The 26,150-nt window shown below is 40.4% G+C and carries 33 protein-coding genes and 2 pseudogenes; 5 read left to right on the plus strand and 30 right to left on the minus strand.

Annotated features, from left to right (window positions below):
• Window positions 1-3: 3 nt before the first annotated feature.
• From T356_RS0117060 to T356_RS0117075, 4 genes are read right to left on the minus strand one after another with little or no spacing between them, the layout of a single operon-like run.
• Window positions 4-324 (minus strand): (2Fe-2S)-binding protein, encoded by a 321-nt coding sequence (locus T356_RS0117060; protein ID WP_026515551.1) that lies wholly within the window; start codon window positions 322-324, stop codon window positions 4-6.
• Between the two features lie 23 nt (window positions 325-347).
• A complete protein-coding gene (locus tag T356_RS0117065) occupies window positions 348-1,925 on the minus strand; it encodes an FAD-dependent oxidoreductase (protein WP_026515552.1) in 1,578 nt (525 codons plus the stop codon).
• 13 nt (window positions 1,926-1,938) lie between these two features.
• A complete protein-coding gene (locus tag T356_RS0117070) occupies window positions 1,939-2,253 on the minus strand; it encodes a (2Fe-2S)-binding protein (protein ID WP_026515553.1) in 315 nt (104 codons plus the stop codon).
• 12 nt (window positions 2,254-2,265) lie between these two features.
• Complete coding sequence (locus tag T356_RS0117075) at window positions 2,266-2,652, minus strand: Rid family hydrolase (RefSeq protein ID WP_442856051.1); 387 nt, start codon at window positions 2,650-2,652, stop codon at window positions 2,266-2,268.
• 351 nt (window positions 2,653-3,003) lie between these two features.
• Here T356_RS0117075 and T356_RS0117080 point away from each other — a divergent pair, with 351 nt between their 5' ends.
• A complete protein-coding gene (locus T356_RS0117080; protein ID WP_026515555.1) occupies window positions 3,004-3,891 on the plus strand; it encodes a LysR family transcriptional regulator in 888 nt (295 codons plus the stop codon).
• Between the two features lie 97 nt (window positions 3,892-3,988).
• Here the strand turns inward: T356_RS0117080 and T356_RS0117085 are convergent, their stop codons facing one another.
• The 4 genes from T356_RS0117085 to T356_RS0117100 form a co-directional block, all read right to left on the minus strand.
• The gene (locus T356_RS0117085) at window positions 3,989-5,374 is read right to left on the minus strand and encodes an FtsW/RodA/SpoVE family cell cycle protein (protein WP_026515556.1); all 1,386 of its coding nucleotides are present in this window, start codon (window positions 5,372-5,374) and stop codon (window positions 3,989-3,991) included.
• A 59-nt stretch (window positions 5,375-5,433) separates the two neighbouring features.
• Window positions 5,434-5,766 carry a PadR family transcriptional regulator gene (locus T356_RS0117090; RefSeq protein WP_026515557.1) on the minus strand — a complete coding sequence of 111 codons (333 nt, stop codon included), beginning with the start codon at window positions 5,764-5,766 and terminating at the stop codon, window positions 5,434-5,436.
• 130 nt (window positions 5,767-5,896) lie between these two features.
• Window positions 5,897-6,094 (minus strand): hypothetical protein, encoded by a 198-nt coding sequence (locus T356_RS0117095; RefSeq protein ID WP_026515558.1) that lies wholly within the window; start codon window positions 6,092-6,094, stop codon window positions 5,897-5,899.
• A gap of 14 nt (window positions 6,095-6,108) precedes the next feature.
• On the minus strand, window positions 6,109-6,330 hold the full coding sequence (locus tag T356_RS0117100; RefSeq protein ID WP_026515559.1) for a hypothetical protein: 222 nt from the start codon (window positions 6,328-6,330) through the stop codon (window positions 6,109-6,111).
• Window positions 6,331-6,403: 73 nt separating this feature from the next.
• Here T356_RS0117100 and T356_RS21200 point away from each other — a divergent pair, with 73 nt between their 5' ends.
• The 3 genes from T356_RS21200 (at window position 6,404) to T356_RS0117110 (ending at window position 7,838) form a co-directional block, all read left to right on the plus strand.
• Window positions 6,404-6,649 (plus strand): hypothetical protein, encoded by a 246-nt coding sequence (locus tag T356_RS21200; protein ID WP_155839064.1) that lies wholly within the window; start codon window positions 6,404-6,406, stop codon window positions 6,647-6,649.
• Between the two features lie 276 nt (window positions 6,650-6,925).
• On the plus strand, window positions 6,926-7,381 hold the full coding sequence (locus T356_RS0117105; protein ID WP_026515560.1) for a MarR family winged helix-turn-helix transcriptional regulator: 456 nt from the start codon (window positions 6,926-6,928) through the stop codon (window positions 7,379-7,381).
• Window positions 7,362-7,838, plus strand: a complete 477-nt coding sequence (locus tag T356_RS0117110; RefSeq protein ID WP_242846638.1) for a GNAT family N-acetyltransferase — start codon at window positions 7,362-7,364, stop codon at window positions 7,836-7,838. The genes T356_RS0117105 and T356_RS0117110 overlap by 20 nt, the downstream gene beginning before the upstream one ends.
• Window positions 7,839-7,979: 141 nt before the next feature.
• Here the strand turns inward: T356_RS0117110 and T356_RS0117115 are convergent, their stop codons facing one another.
• From T356_RS0117115 to T356_RS0117220, 22 genes and pseudogenes are all read right to left on the minus strand, one after another.
• Window positions 7,980-8,837, minus strand: a complete 858-nt coding sequence (locus tag T356_RS0117115; RefSeq protein WP_035781558.1) for an AAA family ATPase — start codon at window positions 8,835-8,837, stop codon at window positions 7,980-7,982.
• Window positions 8,838-8,858: 21 nt separating this feature from the next.
• Window positions 8,859-9,485, minus strand: a complete 627-nt coding sequence (locus tag T356_RS0117120; protein ID WP_026515563.1) for a methylated-DNA--[protein]-cysteine S-methyltransferase — start codon at window positions 9,483-9,485, stop codon at window positions 8,859-8,861.
• Between the two features lie 80 nt (window positions 9,486-9,565).
• Window positions 9,566-10,591, minus strand: a complete 1,026-nt coding sequence (locus T356_RS0117125; protein ID WP_197020938.1) for a helix-turn-helix domain-containing protein — start codon at window positions 10,589-10,591, stop codon at window positions 9,566-9,568.
• Between the two features lie 214 nt (window positions 10,592-10,805).
• Window positions 10,806-11,333 carry an AAA family ATPase gene (locus T356_RS0117130; RefSeq protein ID WP_035781562.1) on the minus strand — a complete coding sequence of 176 codons (528 nt, stop codon included), beginning with the start codon at window positions 11,331-11,333 and terminating at the stop codon, window positions 10,806-10,808.
• A 64-nt stretch (window positions 11,334-11,397) separates the two neighbouring features.
• The gene (locus tag T356_RS0117135) at window positions 11,398-12,231 is read right to left on the minus strand and encodes a YitT family protein (RefSeq protein ID WP_026515566.1); all 834 of its coding nucleotides are present in this window, start codon (window positions 12,229-12,231) and stop codon (window positions 11,398-11,400) included.
• A gap of 183 nt (window positions 12,232-12,414) precedes the next feature.
• Window positions 12,415-12,927 (minus strand): DUF6630 family protein, encoded by a 513-nt coding sequence (locus tag T356_RS0117140; protein WP_026515567.1) that lies wholly within the window; start codon window positions 12,925-12,927, stop codon window positions 12,415-12,417.
• Between the two features lie 113 nt (window positions 12,928-13,040).
• Window positions 13,041-15,425 carry an alpha/beta fold hydrolase gene (locus T356_RS20665; RefSeq protein WP_051563529.1) on the minus strand — a complete coding sequence of 795 codons (2,385 nt, stop codon included), beginning with the start codon at window positions 15,423-15,425 and terminating at the stop codon, window positions 13,041-13,043.
• A gap of 68 nt (window positions 15,426-15,493) precedes the next feature.
• A complete protein-coding gene (locus T356_RS19930; RefSeq protein ID WP_242846639.1) occupies window positions 15,494-15,820 on the minus strand; it encodes a hypothetical protein in 327 nt (108 codons plus the stop codon).
• Window positions 15,821-15,949: 129 nt separating this feature from the next.
• The gene (locus tag T356_RS20670; RefSeq protein WP_051563530.1) at window positions 15,950-16,756 is read right to left on the minus strand and encodes a CPBP family intramembrane glutamic endopeptidase; all 807 of its coding nucleotides are present in this window, start codon (window positions 16,754-16,756) and stop codon (window positions 15,950-15,952) included.
• Window positions 16,746-17,312: a TetR/AcrR family transcriptional regulator gene (locus T356_RS0117165; protein ID WP_026515569.1), complete on the minus strand. Its 567-nt coding sequence runs from the start codon at window positions 17,310-17,312 to the stop codon at window positions 16,746-16,748. The genes T356_RS20670 and T356_RS0117165 overlap by 11 nt, the downstream gene beginning before the upstream one ends.
• A gap of 249 nt (window positions 17,313-17,561) precedes the next feature.
• The gene (locus tag T356_RS0117170) at window positions 17,562-17,936 is read right to left on the minus strand and encodes a hypothetical protein (RefSeq protein ID WP_026515570.1); all 375 of its coding nucleotides are present in this window, start codon (window positions 17,934-17,936) and stop codon (window positions 17,562-17,564) included.
• A 148-nt stretch (window positions 17,937-18,084) separates the two neighbouring features.
• A complete protein-coding gene (locus tag T356_RS0117180; RefSeq protein ID WP_242846640.1) occupies window positions 18,085-18,390 on the minus strand; it encodes a hypothetical protein in 306 nt (101 codons plus the stop codon).
• Window positions 18,387-18,893: a hypothetical protein gene (locus T356_RS21745; protein WP_330370978.1), complete on the minus strand. Its 507-nt coding sequence runs from the start codon at window positions 18,891-18,893 to the stop codon at window positions 18,387-18,389. Before T356_RS21745 ends, T356_RS0117180 begins: the two co-directional genes overlap by 4 nt.
• 9 nt (window positions 18,894-18,902) lie before the next feature.
• Window positions 18,903-19,478 carry a hypothetical protein gene (locus tag T356_RS21605; protein ID WP_051563532.1) on the minus strand — a complete coding sequence of 192 codons (576 nt, stop codon included), beginning with the start codon at window positions 19,476-19,478 and terminating at the stop codon, window positions 18,903-18,905.
• 91 nt (window positions 19,479-19,569) lie between these two features.
• On the minus strand, window positions 19,570-20,919 hold the full coding sequence (locus T356_RS0117190; RefSeq protein ID WP_026515572.1) for an MATE family efflux transporter: 1,350 nt from the start codon (window positions 20,917-20,919) through the stop codon (window positions 19,570-19,572).
• A 464-nt stretch (window positions 20,920-21,383) separates the two neighbouring features.
• Window positions 21,384-21,689, minus strand: a complete 306-nt coding sequence (locus T356_RS0117195) for a type II toxin-antitoxin system PemK/MazF family toxin (protein ID WP_026515573.1) — start codon at window positions 21,687-21,689, stop codon at window positions 21,384-21,386.
• On the minus strand, window positions 21,689-21,931 hold the full coding sequence (locus tag T356_RS0117200; RefSeq protein ID WP_026515574.1) for an AbrB/MazE/SpoVT family DNA-binding domain-containing protein: 243 nt from the start codon (window positions 21,929-21,931) through the stop codon (window positions 21,689-21,691). Before T356_RS0117200 ends, T356_RS0117195 begins: the two co-directional genes overlap by 1 nt.
• Window positions 21,932-22,550: 619 nt before the next feature.
• A pseudogene (locus tag T356_RS19950) lies at window positions 22,551-22,793 on the minus strand (TfoX/Sxy family protein); the annotation flags it as partial.
• Window positions 22,786-23,004 (minus strand): annotated as a pseudogene (locus T356_RS20970) (TIGR04076 family protein); the annotation flags it as partial. The pseudogenes T356_RS19950 and T356_RS20970, both read right to left, overlap by 8 nt.
• 18 nt (window positions 23,005-23,022) lie before the next feature.
• The gene (locus T356_RS19955; RefSeq protein WP_081668237.1) at window positions 23,023-23,694 is read right to left on the minus strand and encodes a helix-turn-helix domain-containing protein; all 672 of its coding nucleotides are present in this window, start codon (window positions 23,692-23,694) and stop codon (window positions 23,023-23,025) included.
• A gap of 154 nt (window positions 23,695-23,848) precedes the next feature.
• Entirely contained in the window at window positions 23,849-24,016 is a 168-nt protein-coding gene (locus tag T356_RS21205) for a hypothetical protein (RefSeq protein ID WP_015550812.1), read from the minus strand.
• Window positions 24,017-24,081: 65 nt separating this feature from the next.
• The gene (locus T356_RS0117220) at window positions 24,082-24,966 is read right to left on the minus strand and encodes a LysR family transcriptional regulator (protein ID WP_022780006.1); all 885 of its coding nucleotides are present in this window, start codon (window positions 24,964-24,966) and stop codon (window positions 24,082-24,084) included.
• Between the two features lie 127 nt (window positions 24,967-25,093).
• Here T356_RS0117220 and T356_RS0117225 point away from each other — a divergent pair, with 127 nt between their 5' ends.
• Complete coding sequence (locus T356_RS0117225; protein ID WP_026515575.1) at window positions 25,094-26,131, plus strand: YeiH family protein; 1,038 nt, start codon at window positions 25,094-25,096, stop codon at window positions 26,129-26,131.
• Window positions 26,132-26,150 lie beyond the last annotated feature (19 nt).

Genomic DNA, 26,150 nt, shown 5'->3' on the forward strand with positions numbered 1-26,150 from the left:
AGCCTATACCTCCTCTGTGCCAAATATTCTCATTTCTGTAGGACGCATCGGAGATCTTGCAGTTGCAGGCTCAAGCTCTGCAGGAGATACACCAAGTTCTCTCGCAACAATACCTTTTACAAGTCTGGAGCAGGTCTGTCCCTGGCAAAGTCCCATTCCCGTTCGCAAATATCTTCTTATTTCCGTGAGCGTCCACATCCCGTCATGTACGGCTTTTCTGATCTCACCTTTTGTAATTTCCTCACATCTGCAGATAAGCATGTCGTCATCCGGCTGTGCGATGAATTCACCTATATCTATTGATCTGTCAACTACAGTATTCATAACGATCGCTCCTTTTCACTTCTTTAACTACATTTGAAAAACCTTGCTTTCATCGCATATTCCTTCGGAACCTTCATGGTAAGAAGATTTGTATGATCGAATGCTCCGACGCTCTTTACGGAAACAACTTCCGCCTCACAGAGCTTCTCGCCTTTTCTTGAAAGTCCGAATCCGACCGTTCCGACTTCGGGAAGCGGGAAGAATTCATATGGAAGAGTTACGGTTGCGCTTCCGTCGCCGCAATCTTCGTTTACAAGGAATATTGCCTGTCCCGAACAACTTGCTACGCACATTCCGCAGTTGATACATTCGCTTCCGTCCTTAACAAAAGGAAGGTATGTGATATTCTTTCCTGTTGAGATACAGCCTTTTTTGCATGCATCCTGACACGGGTTGCAGGGTATATTCTGCGTACATTCGATCACAGGATGAACTCCCGACTTATGAACGACACCGGGGAATCTCTCGATCTCATCGTCTTTTACATATCCTTTTTTAAGAAGGTTCTTGGATATCTCGATTCCTTCTTCGGTGCTCTCTATGAGTTTTCCTCTGTTCTTTGGAGCAAACATTCCCTGTCTCAGGCTGTTTAGGTCCGCATCGAATACTTTAAGGAGACTGTCTTTTTCTTCCTCATCGATATATCCGAGGTACTCAGCAACGCACACGCCTGCCATTTTTCCTTCGATCATGGCCGATGAAGCTTCCTCGATTCCGGATACGTCACCTGCCGCAAATATGCCGGAAACGGATGTCTCACCATATTCATCAACGATAGGCACCTGACCTCCGCGCTTTGGATTATCTTCCATAACACAACCTGCCATCTTAAGAAGCTGTGACATGGGCGATAAGCCAACCGCCATGCAGACTGTATCAACTTCGAAGAACTTCTCGGTATCCGGTATCGGTGCAAAATGGTCGTCGACCTCTGTAATGGTTACGCCTGTAACACAATCTTCTCCGTGAACCTGCTTGATCGTGTGTGAGAGGTAGAAAGGAACTCCCGTCCTTGAAACCTTTGATGCGTGAACTCCGTATCCTCCGATTCTCGGAGCCGCATCAACAATTGCTACCACTTCGCATCCTGCCTGCAAGAGCTGGAATGAAACTACAAGTCCTACATTTCCGGAACCGAGCATCAGGATCTTTTTTCCGGGACGAATGCCGTGTATGTTCATCATTGTCTGCGCCGCACCGGCTCCGATAACTCCGGGGAGCGTCCATCCCGGGAAAGTAACCATATTCTCGGATGCTCCGGTCGCGATTATCACCGTGTCGCCCTTAAAGTGATGTATCTCATCGTTGATCCTTACATTTACTTCTTTGTCAGGATATAAGCCTACGACCGTTGCGTTAAGAACAACTTCTACTCCGAGCTCACCTGCTTCTTTCAAGAGTTCTTCGCCGATCTTATATCCTCTTATCTTGGCGTGATGCTCTTTTGATCCGAAAAATTTATGAATCTGCTTAAAGAGCTGTCCGCCCGGTTTATCATTCTCATCGAATACGACTACCTTAAGTCCTTTCTTGGCTGCCTCAATAGCTGCCGAAAGTCCTGCCGGGCCGGCACCGACGATTATTACCTCGTATCTTTTCATAGAACGTTACCTCCTACATGCCTACTGCTTTGACTCCGTCCTGCGTGTTGACTACCATTCCTTCTTTAAGAGGTGTTACGCAGGTTCTGATATTTGGCTTCCCGTCCACTACCATTACGCAGTCGGTACATCTTCCTATTGCACAAAAGAGACCTCTCGGTTTGTGTTCTTTCTTTGTATATCTGTGGATCATCACTCCGTTTGCCTTTAGTGCTATCGCGATAGGCTCATTCTCAAAGCCTTTCATCTTCTGACCGTCAAAGGTAAATTCGACTTCTCTGCCTTCTTCTTTTTTCCCTAAAATAGGATGTTCCGATATTCTAGACATTTCCTGTTCCTCCTATTCTGAAAGCATTGCTTCAAGTTCTATCTCTACAAACTGTGTAGGTCTGTTAAGTCTTGAAATCTCAACCATTGTGTTTAGCGGCTTTATATCGTGGAAAAATTCCGAATAAGCTTCACATATCCGCGCCCCCTGCGATATATCCGTCGTATAGATGAAAACTGAAAATACATCTTTGGCAGAGACATTTGCCTGCTCCAACAGTTTGATCTGTTTTTCGAGTACGTATTTGGTCTGCTCGTAAGCGTCTTCTCCGTAAACGGTTCCGTCGGGCTGAACAGATGTGGTTCCGCCAATCTTTATATACGGTCCGATCTTTACCATTCTGGAGTATCCAACCTTCTCCTCAAGCGGAGCTCCCGAGCTATAATTTGTTCTTTCCATTTTCATATCCTTGCCCTGCCTTTCGTAAATTAGTAATTTGTAAAAAAAGAGCGCTCACACTTTTTTGTGTGAACGCCTTTGTTCTTGTCTGCTGTATGTCTTGCTTTTCGTATGTTATAACATTTAATTCCGCTCTTGAAAAACAGAAAAAGGATTTAGCAGTTAAACCAAAATGTTTAGCCAAAGTTCTTTTTTGACTTTTTTAGCCGATTGATATATCATATAAAACAAATTTGCAAAGGCGCACGTTTTTTAGAACGCGCGCCTTTTTTCGTACTATTTTTTATTTGATCGGTAATTATATGTATTGGTGCATTGAATGTAACGCAGTGCACCGCAGGGGGAATACTAATGAATCAGCGTCAGTTACATTATTTTTTGGAAGTATACTCGCAGAACAGCATCACCAAGGCTGCGAACAATCTTTTTGTCACTCCACAGGGACTTAGTAAGACCATCTCAACTCTTGAAAAAGAGCTGGGTGTGCAATTGTTCAAACATAAAAGCAACAGGATCCTGCCGACCGCAGAAGCTGCGCGACTTGCGATCCACGCGAAATATATAATCGATGAATATGATGTGATAACAAACAGGCTTTTCCAGGAAAAATCCACAGTAAAGACCGTTACAATATACTGTTCTTACGATGTTCCTCAGCTTATATCAGCATCTTTTTTCAGAGAGTTTAATGAATCTTTTCCGAACATAAGGATAAATATAAAAGAGTATCCGGATGACTATGCTCTTAAAAAGGTTGAAAATAATGAAGTTGAACTGGCCATACTTCCCGGCCCGTTCAACCCTCACAAAATTTCTTATACTCATTTGTGTACGGAATCTTTTTGTATTGTGGTAAATAAAACTCATCCTTTGGCAGAATACGACTCCGTTCCTTTTTCAAAAATAGCAAACGAATCGCTCGTCATCAAGGATTCTTCATCCTTTACAAGCATCAATCAGATCTATACTTTTCTCGGTTCAAAGAACGCACCAAGTATCATTCTTGAAACTTCCGACGTTCATCTAATTCATCAAATGGCCGAGGATTCTCAGATTGTTGGCATCAGTCTCATGTATCTCGCCCGCAAGATCCGCTCAGACAAGATAAAAGTCATTCCTTTCGACGAGGACTGGCTATCGAAGAAGCTGTTCATCGTCCACAACAAGAATAATATTCTCAGCAATGAGGCGCTGCTTTTTGAAGAAGCGCTTGTGAAATTCTTTAAGTTAAGCAGCTGATGTATCTCACACCCGTTTTCAAATACTTAAATTGCCTTGCATTCGCTCCCAAGTACGATAAGATTGTCGCCTGGATTCATGTCAAAAAATTTTCTGATTATGCCAATAATGTGGTTACAGGCTCTTTTTCCACGCGGATGTCCTGGTATCTGTAGATTGACAGGACAAGGCCGAGGAGGATGTAGTCGATTATGATATTGGTGATGCCAAGGCTGAAAAAAGGAAGTGTTGTCCCTGTCAGCGGAAAAAGACCTGTTACAATCAAAATATTCGAAACCGCCTGTACTGCTATTACAATTCCGCAGCTGCATCCAACTATAGATCCGAGACTGTTTTTCTGCTTAACAGAAATTCTGAATACGTAAACTGCCAGTATGATCAAGCTGATCATTATTACTGCAACTGTCAATTTGCCGCATGTGGCAGCAATTGATACCAATATATAATCTACCGAAGCTTCAGGCGTTAATTGTACAGCTTCAATCGCACTGTCACTTTTTCCTATGAAATTGCTTCTTAGAAAAATATTATCCAGGCATGTATTGATATAATTCATATACTTAATCGTATTTCCGTCAATACTTCCAAAATTCAATCCCCAATGCGAAAGCCATGCCTGTATACGTGCCTTTTGGTAATCAGCAGTCATACTACCAAAAAAATACGTAATAACTGCTATAAAGCCGATTCCAATCCCTATAAAAACTTTACGCTTATTAACTCTATACCAGTTCTTATTAAGTGCGATCATAAAAAGTATGCTCTCTGAAAACAGCATGAATATTACAAAAGGCATCCATCCGGCATCATATAAACTTTGTAAAAAAGCAGGCGCGATCATCCATAAAAAAATCTTGAACAGTGCACCTGCGCCTTTGTTTCTATAGTCATACAATATTCCTGCAAACATTGGCAGATATAGTAAATAAAGAGCATGTGTTTGAAAAGCTATCCCCAAAATGCAAATATATCTTTTAGCCCCATTTATTGATACTCCGAATATAAAAACCAGAACTGCCAATGAAATCAATAAGACAGCAGCGATCAACCTGCTCTTTCCGGCCAGAATAGTATAATCCAATCGATAGACTATGATCATCATTACCAGCCCGAATAAAACACCAATTGTATGCTTAAGCAATAAGCCTTCGGCAAACTGATTACCGATAACGCTTTCACGAGGCATAGCGGCAAATAATACCCCCAGCACTCCCACACTGAGGATGCTTATGTAAATAACATACAACAAAAACTTCCATTCCAGGCGAGGTCTGTGTATGCGGTCAAGATTCACTCCAACGCTCACGGGATCTCCCATCTCTTTTACCGCCTGTAATACCGCACTGTCATGATCCATGCCTTTCTTTTGCAAGCCTTCGGCGCGATCCTCTATATGAGCCTTTAATTCATCACTCGCAAATTCCCTTGCCTTTTTATCACGGATCTGATTCTTAATCTCAGTCAAATACTCTTCTATTCCCATTATGTCTCCTCTCTCTCATGTTAGTTGCAATGTGTTGATAATTGTCAATCAATGTAACATCACACCGAAAGCGCAAGTACATTTGCAACCGCCGCCGTATAAGTGTCCCATTCCTCAAGTTTGCTCTTGAGATACTTTTTTCCCTCACCTGTTATGGAGTAATACTTTCTTACTTTCCCATAACCGGCTTTCTCATACGACACGAGATATTTCTTTGATTCCAGCGAATGCAAAAGAGGATAAAGCGTACCGACTTTGAGTTCAAAGACATTTTGAGATCTCTCGCTAAGTGTCTCGATCATTTCATAGCCGTACATGTCTTTTTCCGAAAGAAGTTTAAGCAGCATTGTGCCCATGCTTCCCGATAACAGCGTCTTGTCTATATTATTCATCGCAGTATTCCTCCTATATCGATTATCAATATATATCGATAGTCAATATTCTATATCGATATTCGATATAAGTCAATATGCTGAATCTGTCTGTTTTTTATTAAATTGCTTCTTGTGAAAAAAAGACTGATTATTTATAGTCTGACGATACGTCCACAAACGACCTGCTGCCATTTATGTAGTCAGCATAAGCCGTCTCGGCGTCTTTTCCGTGAAAAACTTTACAAAGACCGCACATATCGCAATCCGCAATGCACGGGAATCTCTTTTTTATATAATCTCTTCGTTCTTCAGATGTAGATTCTGCTATCTCAGGCGCATCTCCCATAAGCTCTAATCTCCTCAATGAATCTGCCTGTCCTGGCGGTACTTCTCCATATATTCCATGTTTATTTCGCGAATTTCTTTTTTCCCATCGATATAATCCTGATAAATATCCCAGGGACTTCCTCCGCCGAGCCAGCATGATGAACAATTCTCACACCCCCCGCCGCAATCAAGCGATGAACGGATGATCTGTTCTCTCTCTTCTCTTGTAGTATCTTTTATAAGAATTGATTTCATAAAAAATCTCCTATTGTGACTTTCCACAGCTCCTCTTTCCTGACATTTTGTACACCTCATCCCGAGCATCTTTTTGCCAAACACAGATAACGATATTCACTTCTACGGTCCTTATCTGTGTTTTTCTGCTGTTTTCCTCGGGATTCCTCGTTCAAACACAGATAACGATATTCACTTCTACGGTTCTTATCTGTGTTTTTCTGCTGTTCCCCTCGGGATTCCTCATTCAAACACAGATAACGATATGCATTTCTACGGTTCTTATCTGTGTTTTTCTGCTGTTTCCCTCGGGATTCCTCATTCAAACACAGATAAATGATATCACCCGCTCAATTCTGATCTGTGTTTCCCGATTTCTTTATAAATCGCTGAGTAGCTAAAACTTTCTCTTAAAAAATCATCCATAGCTGTCCTTCGTTGTTATTGATTCATCCGGATGCAAAGATATAGATATACTATAGCAGAACAAAAAATATCTTGCGAATCTTTCGCGAAGGCGGTATGACACGGTAGTTTATATTTAGTTGCAATAACAAATTGTTGACATCCGCAACTATATCATCTAATATTATCACCTAAAGGAGGTTGTATCTTAATGGACCAAGTGAAGCTTTTTAGAGAATATACACGACAGCTCTATCGTAATCTTGAAAATATGGATAGAAGCGATTGTTGCCAGTGCAATGTTAATACTTTGCAATGCTATATAGTTGTTGAAATAGGCAGGACTCCCGGTATTTGTTTAAAAGATCTGGCCAGCCTGCTCCACGTTGACAAAAGCGGTATAAGCAGAGCCATAGAGGAGCTTGTTCAAAAAGATTATGTTATCAGAGAGCCTTCTAAATCCGATCGCCGCAGCGTTGTTTTGACACTTACCGATATCGGAGCATCGCATTTTAACAAAATAGAAGCGGACATGTACAAGAAATTCAAAAGGGTATTCTCTAATATTGCTAAAGATAAAAAAGATATGGTTCTTGAAGCACTACAAATCTTTAATGAAGCTTGCAGAAAAACGGAGGAAAATTGTTGTGATCAGGGAAATGTGTGAAACAGATTGGAAAAGAGTGGCTGAAATATATGAACAGGGCTTATCAAGCGGGACAGCGACTTTCAACACCGAATGTCCCAGCTATGAAGACTGGAATAACAGCCACATCAAAGAATGCAGGTACGTTTACGAAGAGTCCGGCAAAGTTGTTGGATGGATCGCCATAAGCCCGACATCCAGCCGCTGCGTTTATAAAGGATGTGTCGAAATGAGCATCTATATTGATTCGGCTTATCGCGGCAAAGGGATAGGCACCGCTTTGGTAAATCATCTAATCTCGGAGAGCCAAAAGGCCGGTTATTGGAGCATCTATTCAGCAATAATCTCCATAAACGAAGCAAGTATAAAATTACATAAAAAATGCGGTTTCCGCGAAATCGGCTACCGCGAAAGAATCGCCAAAGACAGATTTGGCAACTGGCAAAATACTACTTTGATGGAATATAGAGTTTCATAAATATTTATAAAAAGAGGCCTCTATCCCTTTTTTTGGAGATTGAGGTCTCTACGCTACATATCAATCAATTTCCTCTACCGTTCCCACGCGTTGTACACCGGTTTTTCTGCAATTGCATTTTTGGGCTGAATTATTCTATGTTTATTCGAATTCACCTCTGTGTTGCTCAAAAAACTCAAAGTATGTCCTTACTCCTTCAAGCTCCGTCCACTTCTTGATATCAACCGGGCTTTCATCCAGATCGTAGATCCGTGCCCCTTTAAGTGCAAGCAGAAACGGTGAATGAGTCGCAATGATAAACTGGCAACCGAAAAACCTCGCCGAGTTCTGGATGAACTCCAATAGTTCAAACTGCCTCTGCGGAGAAAGTGAGTTTTCAGGCTCGTCCAGCAAATACAAGCCGTTGTCCTTGATCTTCTCAGCAAAGTATTGCAAAGCGCTTTCGCCGTTGCTGTGTGTAATAACGTTTTTTCCAATCGATTCTCTGACATATCTCGATTGAGTCTTTGAGCGGGCGTCTACTATTTTTTTGAGCTGCTCATAATCATCCAGCGACTGCATCCGGAATGTGGAATTCTTATTCTCTATCCACTCATCAAAAACCTGCTCTCTCTTGCGGTCCACACCTTCATTAAGCGCACGCAGATTGAGCATGAAATCAAACACATCATCGCTTGTGATCATTCTGATCTCTTCGGGCTTTTCTCCGGGAGTCATCTCAAACGAGCACATTTTCAGATAATCGCCAAAAAAGCTGGTCTTATTAAACAGTGTATCCCGCTTAGCCCCTATTTTTTCCGCCATCAGATTAAGCGCCGTGCTTTTTCCGGAGCCGTTATTTCCGTACAGAATCGTTATTTCCGAGAAAGATAAAGACTCCAGCATGTTTTCGGCAAACACGCCAAATGGGTAGAAAGAGCTGTAGCAGCTTCTTTCTATGTAGTTTACAAATTGTTCTTCCGCGTCAACTCCAGGGAATTTAAATGAATCGATGTACATCCGGTTTATGTTATGCCTTTCTTACAGTCTAATCCTGTATTTCTTCAAATTCACCTTGCCTTCTGTTATCTCAACTCCCTCGCTCTCCAATATCTGTGCTTGCTTCCACGCTCCGCCGAATGCATATTCGCCGGCAAGTTCACCCTTGGCATTCACAACGCGGTGACAGGGAATCGTGCTTGGATCGGGATTTTTATGAAGCGCATTCCCAACAGCCCTTGCCATCTTCCTGTCGCCGGCCATTTCTGCAACATCTGCATACGTTGCAACTTTCCCTTTAGGAATCTTTTTTACCGCTTCATATATTCTTTTTGTCGGAGAGTCCGTAACAAGATCGTAGCTCTCAGCGATCATCCGCTTTATGACATCATCGGGAATCGAGCCATCGAGAACAACCGTATTCCAATGCTCCTTGTTCTGATGATATGCGGGAAGCACCGATTTATATGTCTTTCGCCAAAGGTCGCGCCACTGCGGATCAACCTTTAGATTCAAATTGATATAGCCGTCCTTTTCATATGTCCACAAAAAGGCTTTCTTGGACTTTTTTACCCGAACAAGCTGCCAATTGGGATCATGAAACGGTGCCTCCCTGTAGGTGTCCGGGAAAGACATACCGTAGGTTAGGGCTTCTTCTCTTGTTTTCATAAGGTGTCTCCTTTATGGTAACAGAAAACTTACTGTCAACACTTCAAACACATAATTCTCTCTTACGCTATCATAGCATATTAAAACAGATATACCCTCTCTCTTAATTCTTTTGCGATGGATTCATATTCTTCTTTCGAAAACTCTTTTGACTCACTTATCGTTTTCAGATATTCCTCACAGATTTCGTTTGCTTTCTCTTTTTCTCCGAACTTCTCGTATACGATCATGAGGTTATGATTGAATTTCTTCCAAAAATGCTTCATATCGTCAGACGTATATTCCGGAATTGAAGAAAAAGCTTTGGCAACATGCTCGCACCACTCAAGATTTTTGAGCGCCTCGTCCTTTTCTCCCCAATATGCATAGTTTTCCATCATGCAATTAAGCTGGCTTAGCAAGACACTGCATAACTTCTTATTGGTCGCGGTCAGACTATCTTTCATTTCTTCAAAACCATGTTCAAAAAAGATAAGCTCAGAATATAAGAATTCCCTGACCTTTGCATTTTCAAGGCTTGGCAACACGTTGATATGCTCTCTGGCATTCTCAAAATCTTTCCTATGAATATAAATCCATGCAAGAGCGTAATGTGCTTTTTCCGCAAGACTTCTACTGTCAGTGTAGCGGATTATAGTTACACCCTTTTTTATTCCGTCTTCTAAAAGAGCATTCGCTCTCTCAGGGTCCTCAGCCAGTAATCCCTCCATGTCAATGTAATAGCTCAATTCGGCAACCTGCTGAACATACAATAGATTCATTTCAAAATTCATCGGATTTCTGCTGACTTCACCCGCAAGATACTCCACCTTCTTAAGCGCACTTCCCCGTGCATCGGAAATATCATGCATCGCCTTAATTTTGTTTTTTACAGTTTCCAAAAGATAATCATCTTTGTCAGAAGGATTGTATCCAAGCAGCATGTCAGTAGTGACATTAAGTGCCTGCGCAATCGGCACGACCATAGAAACATCCGGAAGTCCCGCTTCTGACTCCCACCTGCTTACTGCCTGTGGTGTAACTCCCAGCATCCCTGCCAGTTCTTCCTGTGTAAAACCTTTATTTTTTCTAAAACCTCGTATATTGGCACCCAGATTGTTTTTCACTTTTTTCCCTTTCCCGATTGACTCATCAACCGCATAAACTCGTTGTGTATCGGAAAATGTCTGCAGAATCATCTTCTGAATTCAGAATACAGAAAAGCTTATAACATATCAAACAATGCATACTTGAGAAAAAAACAATCCTCTCCCCACTTGCCTATAACTCTCCTCATATTTCTTTTATATAAAAAACTTACTGAGCTTGGGATCATTGTCTTCACACACAAGCTCTATCTTGTAATGAAAGGATATATTCTACGTTCTCTTCAACAGGAACCATCCCGTCGATCCTGATCACCGGACATTCAATTCCTTCAAGCCATGATGTGACAAAGTCCTCCGGTCTGCTATTAACCTTCGCAAACCATGAATTTTCTGCATCGGAAAGATCTCCGTCAGCAAGAATTCTATCACCAAACTTTTGAGCCGAGCGTCTCTTTACCCGCTCCATTCTTGTTTCTTTAGGAACTTCAACGAGGATAACGTAATCCAGTTTTGTAAGCAGTTTGTCTCCGTAATCTCCTTTTACCGCTGCAAAAACAAATTTGTCATCAGTTTCTATTTTTTCTTCAAGTAAATGTATTACTTCATCTTTGCTTCTTGGATTAGAAAACATGTATGAATTATCATCCTTCGGAAAATATAAGTCTTCATTATCTATGAAGCAGTATGACAAGCGTTCTGCCAGCTTTTTTCCAATCGTACTCTTTCCGACTCCGTTAAGACCACATATCAGTATGCCCATATTCCTCCGTTGTACGTATATTATAGAAAACCGAAAGCCAATCGTCTTTCGGAAAATAAAGCTCCTATCTCAAAATCTCATCAATCGTAGAAACCGTACTAAAACTTCCCGAATGAGTTGAGATGATTTCCTTCATGAGCGGAAGTTCAAAATAGCTGATATAGCAAATGAGGGTGTTGTTCTCTCCGGCGATTGCGCCGCGGGAATCCATGATGGTGCATGTCTTGTTCAGTTTATCCTTTATGTCCTTGATTATTCCGTCTGGATCCTGGGTTATTATCGTTACCTGCTTGATAGCTTCGAAGTGATCGGTGTAGTGGTCGATAACTGCTGTAGCAACAACATAAACTAAGAGGCTAAGGAGCGCCGCAGTGGCATCAATGACTACGAATACCGTGATATAGACCAGAGCGTTAAATCCAAGAAGCATCGGTGTAAGGCTATAGTTACGTCCAGTCTTATCAGAAAGCTTTTTTACCACTATGTTCGCAAGTATCTCCGATCCGTCAATGCACCCTCCGTTTCTGAGGATCAGCGCAAGGCCTGCGCCAAGAATTGCTCCGCCGAATGCAACTGCAAGAAAGTGCTCTGTATTAAGTTCAAAAGGAATTTTCTCAAAAAATTCCAGTCCTACCATGTAAACCACCGAGCCCACGGCAGCTTTTACAGTGAACTTTTTCCCCAGAAATACGTAACCTGCAATTATAAATGGCAAAAAGACAAAGAGAACGCACAGCGATAATTGCAATCCGGTAAGTTTACTGATAATGATCGCAACGCCGGCTGTTCCGTAATCTATCGCATCATTCGGAAGCAGTATCAGAGCGACCGCAAAACTCGCCATTACAGCTCCGAATATAATTAAGATATATGACAACAGTGCCTTTCTTTTCTTCATATTTTTTCTCTCCTAAATCCGCTGAAACAAAAGTTGCTGTACCGAGACATATGCCATGCCCCAGTACAACCATTATACAGGAATTTGCAGGATTTCCGGGCACAAAAAAGTGGCCATCAATAATGACAGCCCGCTTTATTAGGGCATTATGATATTCTTGATTGCTGCCTGTTTGATTATCTTTTACAAATTCTGGACCAGATCGATCCTGTGGCCGATTCTTTTTGCCAGATCAGCCAATTTCTCGAAATCACTCTTTGTGCAGACAAACGTGTTAAACTCGTCGCCGTCTATTTCAAGCGCGGCAAATACATATCCTAAGGGTTCCCATGAATTATTAATGGCTTTTGCCCATATTGTAATATCATCGTCTTCATTAAGTGAAATACCGTCTAATGACAGCTCTTTTGGCTTTATTACTTCAATGCAATCCGTAAAATCTTCCAAATAAAAGCTAAAGTCAAAGCTCCACCCCTTTTGCATATCCATCAGTTCATCAATAATACCAAACCACCTGATTTCATCATCATCCACATCATCGCCTTCAATACTTCTTTCTTCGTATCGCTCGGCATTATCAGCGTAGTACTGCCTTGGATTGTCGATCATTCCCTGCTTCTGTTCCGGTATTCCCAGAATATCTGCAATTTCCTTGTACACTTCTAAAGTATCATCTTTTTTACCCAAAAGTCCCATAGTGTTTTCTCCTTCTCAACTATTGCTTGTATATTAGCTACAGGTGACCACTCTTCCACCAACACTTCAGGTTCCATAATTTCCTTCATTTGCTAAAATCATTTCATATATAACTATAAATGTTCCATGTCAAATTTAATATCATTTATCAAAGATTCCGGTAAATATTTTTTGTTATTTTCAATCGCTGCAAGTATTTCTGCCTTTAAATCATTCGATATTCTGCTGTACATAGGCCTTTTATTGATTGCTTTTTCGAGGATGATCTGATGCTTGCCAGGAATCCGGCCGTAAATTGATAAATAGAAAGGTAAACTCCTCCAAAAGGGTTCTTTAAACATCAATAGAAGATAATAAAAACCTTTCCTGTCGTCATCCGTTTTCAAGTACCGATCCCGCAGTATTTTTTCTCCGTGATATACGCCCCATTTCAAGCTTTGTTGGCATGCTTCGTACACTAAAAGCGTATTGTCACTATTTAAAAATCGTAAATAATACTCAGTTCCTTCTTCCTTCAAAATCCTGCCGATAGAAGCAAGGGTAGTTCTTACCGTTATCACATTATCCGAATCTAAAAAAGGAATCAGATGATCCACAATCTCTTTGCCGGAAGTTTCGCCCAGGCCTTTGATTGCCACCCTCTTGTCGTCGCTCTGCAAATGATCTAAATAAAAACGTGTTATATCAAAATTCTCTTTTCGCAGGTAAAACTGGATCAGATTTCTAATGCCTGCCGACTTATCCATCAGACTCTCTTCAGCCCCATCCCATAAACCATAATCCGAAATCCATCTTTTTATAGCCAGCTTTCTGATAAAAGTATTCCCGGAAGCTTTGTATTTCAAAAAGTCTTCTTCAGTAATCCCAAAATGATGGATTATTGTGCTGATGATCATCATGCTGTCATATTTACCTGTTGTTAATGACAGTATATTAAGCAGCTGCTGCTTTGAATATGAATTATTGTTGTATAAGAACTTGTAAAAAGCATTTTTGGCAAACTGCTCGTAGTCTTTAAAAGAAGAATAATCAAACTCATTATTCTTTTCAATAATCTTCTCCCCAATAGATTCAGAGATTTCTAATATGACTTCTTCCCTTCTTCGATAGGAGTTTTTCACTTTATCAAGCACAGGTAAAGAATAAACCAGCTCTTCTAAGTCTGCCTCATTGATTCTCTTTTTCGAAGCAAGGTATGCTGCATCTTTAATTTCATCAACCCAGTCATTTAGCCGTAATAAAAGAAAAGGAAGACTTCCCTTAAGCTCTGAGAGGTAATTAACGCCATCCTGGCGAACATAACCATCACTATCAATAGTACAAAGTATCAGTAACCTTCTTTTGTCTTCCGTATCTTCGCATGTACTGACAATGTTTTTGCATACTAAAGAATAACCCCACGGTTCTGATCTGTATCTATACGTATCCCATGTATAATAGCATTCTCTGTATACATCATCTAAGCCCAACAGTGCTTTTGCCTTAAATCCGCTTACATAATCGCATATCAGTCGTGCCGCTTCTTTTTGTTCATCACCGGCATCCTCAAAACCAAAAATGCTTATCATTGGGCCAAGAAATACTCTTTGTTGTTTTCCTTCGGCATATTTGAAAGAAGCTAAAGCATTCTTTTTCCAGAACTCAATAGGAGTCGCCTTCTCGGCAATATTTTTGTTTTTAACCAAAACCGGTTTCACATTTTCCTTTTTGAAGAATTCGTATATCCTTCTGTTAAAATCCCCTGATTCACTATATGCTTCGTGTCCCAGTTCTTCGTAAATGTAATGGTCGCATCCAAGCTTTTCGGCTATCTCTACCGATGCTGCCCTTGATGCTATCTTATCCTGTCCTCCGGCAAGAACCAGAACCGGGCATTTGATCTCATCAAGTCTGTCATAGGTATCAACTGTAAGGACTGCCCTAGCTAGAGCTATGAATCTGTCCTTATCCATAAACTTCTGCATCTTTAATGACAGTGGGATAAACATCTTATTCTTCTTCAGATAGCTTTCCGAAAATCCCCTATATGTATAGTCCTCGGCTACCGCGCCAAGTCCCTTATTCTTTGCCATATCTATCCAAAGATTGATACTCTTTTCCACTGTGGGATTCGGTCTGCTGAGTGTAACACCCAGAACCATTTTCTTTATCAGCTCAGGATGATGTATGGCAAGATCCTGCGCAATGGAACCTCCCTGTGAAGCCCCGAAAATATAGGCATTCTCTATACCGAGCGTTTTCATAGCATCTGCAGTATCCTCAGCCAGATCATGTATGGTAACGGGATCTTTAATGTTATCCTTTCTGTCGAACATATAAACCTTATAATCCTTGGCAAACATCCTGTAAAACCAGGCAACCGGTCTTGCACCGCCTTCTATATTTGAAAGTCTGAGTCCCGGTATCATAACAAGAGGCTTATTACCTTTACCGAAGGTTATATAGTGTACATTTCCCGTACTTATCTTTAAATTCTCTTCTTTTGCGTTATAAAACATTTAACGCCCTCCCATCATAAATATCAAAAGCATCATGACTGCAACAATATTATCAATATACTTTGAAGTTAAGGATTCTTTATATTCTCAATAAATTCATTACCATAGCAGTCATAATATCTTTTTGAATTAACTCGATATCCAACAGAAAGTATCATATCAAGATTGTAAATCTTAGGTTTTCTTCCTCCGGAACTTTTATCGGAAAAACCGATAGAAGTCTCATCCAGCTCCCCAGTATCGATAATATTCTTTATATGCTCACTGAGAGTAGCTTGCTTAACGCCAAATAATTCTCCCATTTGCTTCTGTGTCAACCAAACCGTTTCTAGTTCAGGACTAATCTGTACCTCAATCTCTGTATTTCCGTCTGTAAATAAAACTATTTCATTCATTGTCATTAACTTCCCCTCTATCCTTCATCATTTTTTCATATTCAAGCTGATAGGCAATCAGCCTCGGAATATACTCCGGATAAAATCTAGGGTTCTTCCAATTCCTTTTCAGAAAAAACATGAATGTCTTTATATTTTATTTTTATCTTCCTTATACCAAATTATCAAAGCAACTATAAAAAGAATTCCAAAGTATATGTAAGCTGCATTTGATTTCGGATACGCGTCAAATAGTCTATTCCAATCATAAATTGCGCCTATGGAATTTATAAAAGAATGATATATGGCACATGCCAGGACACTCTTTGTTGCTTTATAAATTGCAGCGGCCACAAAAGCCCATACAAATATGTTCATAGCAAAACCTACAATGCTATCGCCATAGTGGTTAGAGGACGGCTGCAGCCATATCGGAAAATGCCATACACACCAAATCACCGCCACAATAGTAGTTGCAACCGGGAATGGAAATCTTTTTTCCAGCATAGGTTGCAGAAAGCCGCGCCAGCCGGTTTCCTCCGCAAATCCGACAAACGGAAGCATGATAAGAAACCCAAGCGGCATCATATACAAGGGCGAACCGTTGGGTTCACCGTAAAAAAGAGCAAATATCAAAGCACATATGCAGAACAGGCCTGTTATCAGAAGCGTTTTCATCTTTTTTGGGGTATATAAAAAGCGCTTCAAATATTCTTTTACAGTGATATGCTCTTCTTTCCTAAGTACGATAAAAAGAGAAATAACCGGAGCCGGTGTCGTAAAGAGAATCCCTATGATTGCATACATAATATATGCAAATGTCAGCTTTCCTGTCTCCGCATAACTAACCGATACAGGTTCGAGAACAAACATAATAATTTGAAAAAATACAGTTATAAACAGAAGCCAACCAAGAAAATCTGCTATCGGTGCTTTCTTTTTTTCATCAGTCCACATTTTTTTGTCCTTTCATAATCCCTGAGATCAATGCCTCTACGCCATATGCAAAACTTTCATCCAAAGAGATTTCATCTCCAAAACTACCATGTAACTCCAGCATCGAAAATCCTTCCACAAAGCCTCGCAAGCTTCGCAGAACATGCATTTTCCGGGTTTCGCTAAACTCAAGAGAATCCAAAATAGAATACAATGATGATATAACCCCTTTTGTAATTTCATTGTTCAGTTCGGATGTATATGAATTGTGCCAGCAAATTGCCTCAAAAACTCCGGGATGATCATGAGCAAATTCACGAAGCGCATAGCACATTGCCTTTAATCCTTCTTCCCGTGACTTTCCTACTGCTGATTTAGCGATCTTTATATCAATATTGCTCCAACCATATACTATGATTGCCTCTTTTATCTCATCCAAACCGCCTTGAAAATGCTTATACAAAGATGGTGGCTTTATGCCCAATCTATCAGCAATAGTTTTTACAGAAAGATTCTGAAAACCATCTTTATCTATCATTTCGACACACACTTCAATGATTTCTTGTTTTCTGGACATTTTCCCTCCTTGCTAATCATTTTAGCTTGTAAGCTAATACCATTAGCCTTTAGGTTAACATAGACTCATAATACTGTCAAACAAACATCTTTTCAGGAAAACAAAGAGGCTTGACGAACGCTGTTATTCGCCCTGCCTCTAAAATTTTGCGCAATCTCACACAGAGATTTATAATGACTATGCCTTCGTAGGTTTTTTTATACTTCCAACAGATTATCGCCTCACTTAAGTTTTATTGGTCAGATTTAATTATACCATTTCTCTATTTTCTACTCTGACAGCTACCTGCCATTTATCTTCATAAACAATTTCACCTATGAAATTGGTATATACAACATCATAAGGCTTATTGTATTTATCTAATAACGCGATAGCTGGCTTAAGTTTTTCATACATTTCCTGTGTACTCTCGCACTTAAAGAAAGTTATCACCTTCTCATGATTTACACATGGTTCAGGTTCAGGAAGATTATCTTTAAACCAGTTATCTATCGAAATAAATAATTCCTTCTCTTCTGATGTAAGGATATCATCCCTAATTAAGTTCCAACACAAACTAAATATGCCCTTTGGATATTTTGTAATGTATGATTCTTCTCGCCCTTGTATTCTCATATACTTCATAATCCCTATCCCCTTAGAAAGTTTTACTGAAATATAATCATTACTTCTTTGGTATGATTGAATTTATAACCAATATTCCTTATTCTATCCAATGTACCCACATAAAACAAGGGCGTTTTCACGCCCCTGCCTACTGCTATCATAGTATTCATCTCTCCGGACTGAGATTATTCCTTTTGAGATTCGGACCTTGCTTTTCCTTCCTCTGATCTACGATTGCCTGGTTCTCTCTAAGCTTTTGTAAGAGACTTGTCCTAGCCTTTTCAGCTACCTCAGGCTTCTTGGTTTTATCCCACCATTCTTTGAATGTTTTCGAGACTAGTTTTCCCAGTGTAGTCTTGGGATTTTCAAGTGTTGCGTATCTCATGAATTCCTTCTTCATTTCCGAATTCACCACTGAGTCCACATATTGGTTGACCTTACTTTCGATATCCTGCTTCATTTCTTTAGTCATATCATCCAAAGCTCAGGGCTACTGTATTCCATATAGCTTTCCTCCAGAATTCTCAGTCCTTCCTTATAATCCTGTCCCAAAACTTCCTGTGTCTTTTGGAAGTCATACTTCTCATGTAGTCTGTCATGAACCTTTAAGAACTCTTTCTTTCCGTATTTCCTTATATATAATGCCTGAGCCTTTGCTGCATTTGCTCCGTCATTTGATGGAATATAGAACCCTTTATTGCAATTTTCGAGCTCATCGCACTCATAACATCCGTCCAAATCTTTTTCCTTACAGCATTTCACATTCGGACATATTCTGTCCTCCGCACAGGTGGCAAAAGAGCAGACATTGTACTTCGTTCTGCAGGATCCGCACCACTCTGAAAGGAAACAGTGATTACAGGAAAAGCCACAATAAGCAACAGGATCAACACCCTTTCGTGCTATCTTGCAGAGTTTATTCTTGATGCGGCGCATGGCTTCGATATGCATGATCCAGTGACGGCTAAATGGCATCTGAATCAGTCATTTTATATCCTTACCGCACCAGTAATCAATCAGCCAAAAGGCATTCTCATTCTCACTGACACATTTACTGCGGATAAGTTTTTCCTTTACATCGCCGCCGAATTTTTGCTTTAAATCCTTGTATGTCAGATTTCCAAGAATCTGATCCGTAGACTCCTTTACAGCTTTTACATACAGATATAGTTCTTTAATATTCAGTTTTTCTGAAAACTCTGCAATCTCGTTTCCCTGAAGTTCATTACCCGTAGTAATAATAGGTGCGCCAATGCGATTATGAAAGTCATGTGTAAAAAGAATTTGATTATCCTCTGCTATCATCTCATGGGCAACTATATCTTCAATCCTGAAAATATGCCATATAGAATAGGCAAGGGTTTTACTGTGATATCCGTTCGCACCCGCAAAGGGCATTTGAGCAAAGGCCTCATCCGGATATCCACTCACAATCTGTGTGATCTGCTCAAACATTTCCTCACGGAAAGCCAAAAGCTTCTGAATAGCCTCTTTAAAGGTTGCTTCCTTTGTCAACAATTTCTGTATTTCTTTATTGTTTTCTGACCATGATTTGTCCATAATCTATCTTCTCTCATCGGTTAATCCAATATTATTCCATGGTGCTTTCTTACATTTTATAAAAAATCCAGGGAGTCTTTTTATTGCTACTTTATGCTATTGCTTTAATTCTTTTGCCAATTAAACAATAGTATGTCACCATGAGCATCAGAAAAGCGCCTATCCATGCAGATACTTCAGAAATGGCAATTCCCTTAAATCCGTTCCTTCCTACCAAAAAGCCAAAGATCAGTCTCATAATGACTTCGAGCCCGCCTGAGAGCATTGGTATAAAGGTATTGCCTAACCCCTGAACAGAGTATCTGTATACAAAAAGCCAGCCCAGGGCAAAAAAGCTTATTCCCATGATCGGCATGAAATCGGTACAATAACCGATTATCATGTTGTCAGTCAGCAGCATCCTTGCCAGGCTTCCGGGCACAAATATCATAAGGATCGATATAGGCACATTCACAAGTGTAGAGAGCACCAGGCCCTGTCTTACTCCTGTGCGTATCCTGTCATATTTGCCAGCGCCCTTATTTTGCCCCACAAAGGTCATCATGGAAAGACCTACGGACATTCCGAACTGCTCAAAGAGTGATGCAAATTTCATGCAGGCTGAATAGGCTGCCACATATGCGCTTCCCATAAGATTTACGAAGTACTGCAATACCATGGCCCCTGCAGCTGTGACCGAATTCATAAGTGCCACAGGAAGTCCTATTTTCATCAGTTCAACCAATATATTCTTTTCATCTGCTATTTCTGGCGTGTTTTTTCCCAGACTCATAAAATTGATGGTTCTAAGCTTTTTAAGGCACAAAAGGTATGATACAAACTGAGAGACCACTGTTGCCACTGCTGCTCCGACAACTCCTGTGCCAAAGGCCATTATGAAAATAATATCAAGCATGATGTTCACGAGTGATGAACAGATCATAGCAGTGAGGGGCGTTCTGGAATCTCCCATTGACTGGAGAATTGTAATCTCAAGGTTATTCATAACCGTCACTACAATTCCCAATAAGATCACAGCAAAATATCTATACGAATCGTCAAAGATATCTTCAGGAGTGTTCAAGAACGTCAACATCTTATTGAGCAAAGAAACGCATACAACAGTAAAGGCTATTCCAAACGTGATACTGAGCTTCTTGGCTGCTCTGATGTATGCATTCAGCATAGCCATATCGTTTTTTCCAAAGCTCTGGGCAAAGGTTATGCCAAATCCTCTGGTCATCCCCACAACAAATCCAAGTATTAGGAAGTTAAGTGTCCCGGTTGCCCCAACAGCAGCCAGCGCCTGATCCGAGATTCCCTTGCCAACTATAATGCTATCCACAAGACTATATAGTTGTTGGAAAAGATTTCCCCATAATAAGGGCAAAAAGAACAGTATGATCTGTTTCATACTGTTTCCTGAGGTCATATTTTGTGTGGTCTGTTCTGTATTTGTCATGGCCGCTCTCTTTGGTCTTTCTCTTGATGTTAATTATTTAATAGTTAAGATCATTTAAGTATCTAGGCTATTCCCTTTGCAAGACGCAGATCCGCATCTTTGAAATGATTTCCAGGATTCATTTCAAACGTAGTTTCTATGCCCTTATTCTTGTATTGATCATAAACTTTTCCGGTCTTATCTTCAACTGTGCTAAGAAGCGCGTTGCGAGTGCGTGCCTCTCTATCGCCAAGGGAAAAATATATTGTTTTTTACAAATATGTATTTACAGCAAACAATTTATTGCTATTTATCGTGTTTACTATCTGTGATGATTCTTTCCATTTTTTCAACATATCAAATAATCTTGAGTCTACGGGTTATTATATACATATTAAAGGCAGCGTACAATCCGTAATTCGAATCATATGCTGCCAAGTTTATTACTCTATTCAAGCATCTGCTTGGAATATGTTGTTTTATACTCAGATGTAATCAAAGATTCCTTGGATAGCATCTGTAATATTTATAATGTCTGGATAATGTATCCTATCTATCTTTGAATATCCTCTAATGTTCATATCAAGAAGTGCCATTTTTTCACACTGCACATATCCTTCAACATCATCTGTCTTGATATATATGTGAAGTGGCCCTGCTTCTCCTTTTTCGTAAATAGGACAGCCAATTATCTCATAGGTCTGATTAAAGAAATCCTTGCTTACAACAAGAACCGGCTTCTTGATATGCTCAATCTTAAGTATATCCCCCTGATGTAACTCTTCCTTCATTACCAAATCTCTCTTCCTACCGGTTCTCCCCAGTCAAATTCGCCATCCAAATGGAGCTGCCCACCATACTCTGCAGCACGTTCCTCTAATGACTTATGTCTAAATGGTTTAACAAGCATAATCATTCCGTTAGATACCTTTACATCAAGGACATCATCAACTGAAAATGCAGCTTCTTGAAGTACTTCTTTCGGTATTCTAATCCCCTGACTATTGCCCCATGTTTTCACTTGAGCTTGCATAAGCAACACCTCCTTTGTATATACATTGTATATCCGTCAGGCAAGAAATTCAACTTTTTCGCCACCTCAATTAGAACGTCTTACTGGAAGAAAATGGTATCAGAAAGGTTCCTATAGCAGACAAGCTTCTCCCATTCTACAAGGCTTGGTATGAATCCTCTGATTGCGAATACCTTCTTCACACCGATGAAAACAAAAAGTTCACCTACAGAAATTATAAAGACAGCTACTGGACACCACTAGTTGAAAATCTTGGGATGGAGCACACTCCTCATGATACAAGACACACCTGCATATCCAGTCTCTGGTAGAAGCAATCAACTATAGATAAAAGAAAAACCCCAGAAACACTGAGTTTCTGAGGTTTGTAAATTCTTTTTGAATCTCGAAAGATTATCTCTTTGAGAACTTTTTCATTGCCTTAAGTGCTGTGTTTGTGGCATTTCTAGGACGAGTTGCTGTTTACCTGCTGCGTACGGTAGAAAGCTCAGGGCTACTGTATGCTGCTGGTGGCAACTTTAATAACTGCGATCAAAAATAATACTCTTATTTTATTTTCTACTCATTAAATCTTTGTCTGTCTTTTGTAAGATTATCTTCAAATTTTCCTTACTATAGCTCACTTCTTTTTCTTTGGAGCAGGTAGCTCTTCATACATCGCCTCTAACAGATTGCGAAGAAACTCTTTGTTCTCAACATTATCGACAAGGAGCATCTCCTTCGCTCCCTCGTATGGAAGTTCCAGACCGACTTCCGGCATCATTTTCACAGCAGACTTTACAGGCTTCACAAGAAAACGGTCATCATAAATGCCACCGACTACTTTTCCACGATAATAGATGATGTATTCTCCAATCACCGCCGCTCCGTATTGCTTCCATCAACGGATAAAGCATCATCATTGTCTTAGAACATATACCGTATCCATCTTGATTCACAGGACAGCCATATGTGCAGGTATACTTATCGTCGATTTCTTCTCCGTTTCTGCAATATCGCTCAGTATGATCCCCTCGAAGGAATCCCACAACCTCTACGGTAAATTCATACTCTTCGTCAAACCATTTCTTCATAATCCGGCCTCCGTCACACTATCCAAACAGCATATCTGCAGCCTTTTCCAGTTCTCTTCTCTCTTGAGAATCATCATAACCGCTTTCCTTGTCATCAATCCCCTTTACCGGATCGATCAAAAACAGGCCGTCACGGTTGCAGTAGAAGAATATCCTTCTGACTCCCCTGATCTTAAACCGTGCTTCAGCGCTCCCTTCCGGATAGAGCTTCACCATCTGCATATCATCGGATGAAGCCGCCGCCACAAACGAAATATAATGCTCCTTTGTCATGCTGTGATCGATACGCACATAATATTCATCTTCAACACGCTCGATAAAGACCATGTGACGCTCATCTGTTGGTTCCGCCTCTAAAGGCATGAGCTGGATACCGTGACAATGGATAGCCGCCTCCCCCATACTGTGTATCACATTACCGCAGATTGGACAAACATAGAACTTCGACCGCAGCATATTTGCGGATACATTCGCATTGTGAATGGTATTACCCGATATCAGCTCTGTAACTGAAATCTTAAATGCCTTCGCTATAGGCTCCAGCAGAGTAATATCCGGCAATCCTCTCAGGTTTTCCCATTTTGAGATACTTTTGTCAGTTACTCCCAGCCTTTCTGCCAGCTGAAGCTGTGTCATCTTGTTCTTTTCTCGCAATTCCTTAATAACTGCACCTGTAACATATTGGTTCATTTTCGTTCTCACCTCCATGCATAGATTGTAAATCAGTTTTTCTAATGATGGTACCTACGGAGAGTAGAGTTGAAGTTATTATCTTCCGATATATCTTTCTTAGCGGAGCACACGGGACTTAAACCAAAGGTTCACAATGTACCCACAGCTCTAATTAATCCGTTATTTCTCCTCCAGCCTCTCTAAGATCAAACAATGAAACGATCTTAAACTCTTTCTTTTCAGTATCCACATCCCTAAACCAGATGCTTCCACTATTGATACATGCGCCCTGCCAGTTCGCCCATAGATCTGATATGTCCCATGATGCAAGTGCGGTCATCTCTTCCTCATTAAATGCTTTTTTAAGAATAGGTATGCTTATCGTTATTCATTTTACTAAAATGTTTATGCCACCGGTAGGATTTCCTCACATATTGCACGGATCTCTTCACTGAAAACAGTATCTTTTGGCCAGATGAAGGTAAAATCATGCTTTACCCTAAAGTCGTCAAGGGGGATTGTTTTCAGATATCCGGACTGCAGTCCGGATGCAACCGCTGCTTTATATAAAAAGGTGATGCCACAGTCTTTTTCAATAAGGCTTATTATGGCATGCATGTTCTCCACCTGGATAAAATTCCTAAAATCACTTGTAGAGTAATTGTTCAAGGCAAGAGCTCTTTCTAATATATTGCGCGTTCCTGAACCGGGTTCTCTTATAAGAATTCGCTCGGGAAAGAGATCTTTTATCACGCGCGGTTTCTGAGTGAAAGAGTGCTTTGCCGAACAGACAGAAACAAACTCTTCTTTGCTAAAAAGCAGCGTTTCATAATCATTTTCAGGAAAATATCCTTCTACAAGTGCAAAATCTATAACCCCCTCGGAGAGTTTTTTAAGAAGCTCCGATGTGTTGCCAAATGTAATCTTAAGATTAGTATCCGGGTGATTTTTTATGTAATCACTGATCGGATCAGCAATTATGTATTCTCCTATGGTCATGGTGACACCAAAAGAGATGTCTTTTAAGCCATGGTTATTCTGTGAAAGTATTTCTTTGAGACTTTCATCATCATTTTTTATCTGATTCATTTTTTTATACAGGAGTTTTCCGTTGTCAGTTAGAAAAAGTTTTTTTCCATCCTGAGTAAACAGCTTTGTCCCGTATTCATTTTCAAGATGATGTATGTGTTGAGAAACAGCGGGCTGAGTAATATTCAGCTCCTTAGCCGCCTTGGTGAAATTGAGGTGTCTGCAAACGCAGAGGAAAGTATCTATTCTGAAATCCAGCATAATCAGTCCTCCCTAACGATAAGAAATGTTTATGGATATATAATAATATATAATTTTATCTTTTTCAAAAGACAGAATATAATAAGACCTACGAAAGAACAGATTAAAAAGAGAGAGAGGTCTTGAGATGGATTTTTTGAAAAAGAATTACATGGGAGTAATAGTATGCTTCACTATTGCAGTTCCTTCATGGCTCCTGGGAAAGCGCTTCCCTGTCGTTGGCGGAGCGGTGATTGCAATCATTCTGGGCATGATAATAGCCCTGTTCTGGAATGACAAGGGGAAGGCGGCTGATGGAATAAAGTTCACATCAAAGATAATTCTGCAGGAGGCTGTTGTCCTCCTTGGATTTGGTATGAATCTTTCGGTCGTTCTTCAGACCGGGAAACAGTCACTTCCTATAATTATCTGCACGATTTCAACATCGCTTATCCTATCATGGATTCTTCATAAGGTTATGAATATCAAAGGAAACACAGCTACTCTTATCGGAGTTGGCTCATCAATATGCGGCGGCTCAGCAATAGCAGCTACGGCTCCTGTCATTGATGCGGATGATGATGAAGTGGCACAGGCAATTTCTGTGATATTTTTCTTTAACGTGCTGGCAGCACTTCTTTTTCCTTCGCTGGGAAAGCTTATAGGTTTTGATATCACAACAGGAGAGACTTTCGGTATTTTTGCGGGAACTGCAGTTAATGATACTTCTTCCGTCACCGCAGCTGCATCAACCTGGGATAGTATGTGGAACCTGGGGAATCAGACTCTTGATAAGGCAGTTACGGTCAAGCTTACAAGAACACTGGCTATCATACCTATTACACTGGTACTTGCGTATCTGAGGGCAAGGGAAGCAAAAAAGGATGGAAGTTCGACAAATGGCTTTAGCTTTAGAAGAGCATTTCCGATGTTCATAGTCTTCTTTGTGATTGCTTCAATTATCACAACTATTTGCTTGAGAGCAGGTGTCCCTTCTTATGTTTTTAAGCCACTTAAGGAACTTAGCAAGTTCTTTATAATAATGGCCATGGCTGCTATTGGCTTGAACAGTAACATAATCAAACTAATTAAATCAGGTGGGAAGCCGATTTTGCTTGGCGGCTGTTGCTGGATCGGAATAACAGTTGTCTGCCTTTTGATGCAGCATGTAATGGGAATATGGTAAAGACCTGAGTCTGAATAAA

This window comes from Butyrivibrio sp. LB2008 (genome assembly GCF_000621565.1).
Classification (GTDB): Bacteria; Bacillota; Clostridia; order Lachnospirales; family Lachnospiraceae; genus Butyrivibrio.